The sequence below is a fragment of the Mycobacterium sp. TH-M11 genome (assembly GCF_057473725.1).
Window position 1 is genome coordinate 1 of record NZ_JBYCLD010000042.1, and the last position, 2,007, is coordinate 2,007.

Consider the following 2,007-nt stretch of genomic DNA (forward strand, 5'->3'; position numbering starts at 1 on the left):
CGACGGCGTTGATCTACCACGCCGCGTTCGCGCCACGGGTGGCCGAGGTGTTGCCGGATCTTCCGCATCTGCGAGTGCTGATTCAAATTGCCGACGATTCGGGCAACGCATTGCTCGACGGCGCAGTGGATTACGAGACTGCTATCAATTCCGAATCCCCGACACCAATTGTCCGGCACTCTCCCGACGACTTGTATGTGCTCTACACCGGCGGCACGACCGGGATGCCCAAGGGCGTGCTGTGGCGTCAACACGACATCTTCATGACGTCGTTCGGCGGCCGGAACCTGATGACCGGCGAGCCCACCCGCTCCCTCGACGAGCTCGTCGGGAGGGTGGCCGGAGGCACCAGCACCAAGCTGATGATTCTCCCGCCACTGATTCACGGCGCGGCGCAATGGAGCGTCATGACCGCGATCTCGATGGGACAAACCATCGTCTTCCCCGCTGTCGTCGATCATTTGGACGCCGACGACGTCGTCCGCACGATCGAGCGGGAGAAGGTCATGACGGTGACGGTGGTCGGCGATGCCATCGCCCGGCCACTGGTCGCCGCCATCGAAAAGGGCATCGCGGATGTGTCGTCGTTGGCCGTGGTGGCCAACGGTGGCGCGCTGCTGACGCCGTACGTCAAGCAACGTCTGATCGACGTTCTGCCGAACGCGATCATCATCGACGGCGTCGGGTCATCGGAGACCGGCGGCCAGATGCACCACATGTCCACGGCGGCAACGGTATCGACGGGCACCTTCAACGCCGGATCCGATACCTGCGTCGCCGCTGAAGATCTCGGGACGATCTTGGAGTCGGGCCACGAGGGAATGGGGTGGCTGGCTCAACGCGGCTACATTCCGCTCGGCTACAAAGGCGATGCCGCGAAGACTGCGGCCACCTTCCCGGTGATCAACGGTGTGCGATACGCGGTTCCGGGCGACCGCGCTCGACACCTGGACGACGGGAACATCGAACTGCTGGGCCGCGACTCAGTGACGATCAACTCCGGCGGCGAGAAGATCTTCGTCGAGGAGGTCGAAACCGCGATCGCATCGCATCCCGCCGTGATCGACGTCGTCGTCAGTGGCAGGCCCAGCGAGCGGTGGGGCCAGGAAGTCGTGGCGGTGGTGACGCTCGCCGACGGTGCGAAGGCCGAGGCGGATGAGTTAATCGACCATGCTGCACAGACATTGGCCCGGTACAAGCTGCCCAAGGCAATCGTGTTCCGAGCCGCGATCCAGCGCAGCCCGGCCGGCAAAGCCGACTACCGGTGGGCCCGCGACCAAGCGGTCGGCGAGGCTTAGCCGAGCGACACCGGTAGGTGCTTGAGCCCGTGCAAGCCGATGGTGCCGTTGAATACGGGATCGCCAGCCAGAGTGAGTAGCGGATAGCGCTCGAACAGCGACTGCAGGCCGATGTGCAATTCCATCCGCGCCAACGCCGCTCCCAGGCAGACGTGAACGCCCGTGCTGAAACTGAGGTGCTCGCGGGCGTTGGGCCGGGTGACATCGAAGGCGTCGGGAAGTTCGAACACCGCCGGATCCCGATTTGCACCGCCCGCCAGCAGAAACAGTGGCTCGTTCGCGCGGAGCGAATAGCCATGAATTTCAACGTCTTCGGTCGCAATACGGGGCACGATCTGCCCTGCGGTGTCATAGCGCAGGATCTCCTCGACCGCGCTTGGCCACAGCTCGGGATTCGCGCGCAACGTGGCCAGCTGATCGGCATGACGGACCAGCGCCACGACGCCCTTGCTCATGACGTGGTTCGTGGTGACGAAACCCGCGCCGAGGAGAAAGCCGGCAAGCATCCTGATCTCGGCTTCGGACAGATCCCCGCTGTGCACGACATCGGACAGAACGCTGTCGCCCGCGTTACCCTTCCTCAGCCGATCGACATGAGCGGCCAGGTACCGGTCAAATTCACCCAGAATGCCCGTCGCCGTGCGGAAGTCGCGCCAAGATGGAGCGACCGAGCCGATCAGCCGGGAGGTGGCGTCGGCAACGTGCTCCA

The 2,007-nt window shown here is 64.3% G+C and carries 2 protein-coding genes; one reads left to right on the forward strand and one right to left on the reverse strand.

The genetic code is table 11. The annotated features are described in order from the left end of the window. A partial coding sequence (locus tag AC2VOG_RS01735; RefSeq protein WP_486938192.1) for an AMP-binding protein occupies positions 1-1,298 on the forward strand: 1,298 nt, incomplete at its 5' end. Here the strand turns inward: AC2VOG_RS01735 and AC2VOG_RS01740 are convergent. Further along, the coding region (locus AC2VOG_RS01740; RefSeq protein ID WP_486938193.1) for a cytochrome P450 at positions 1,295-2,007 on the reverse strand (713 nt) is incomplete at its 5' end. The genes AC2VOG_RS01735 and AC2VOG_RS01740 overlap by 4 nt on opposite strands.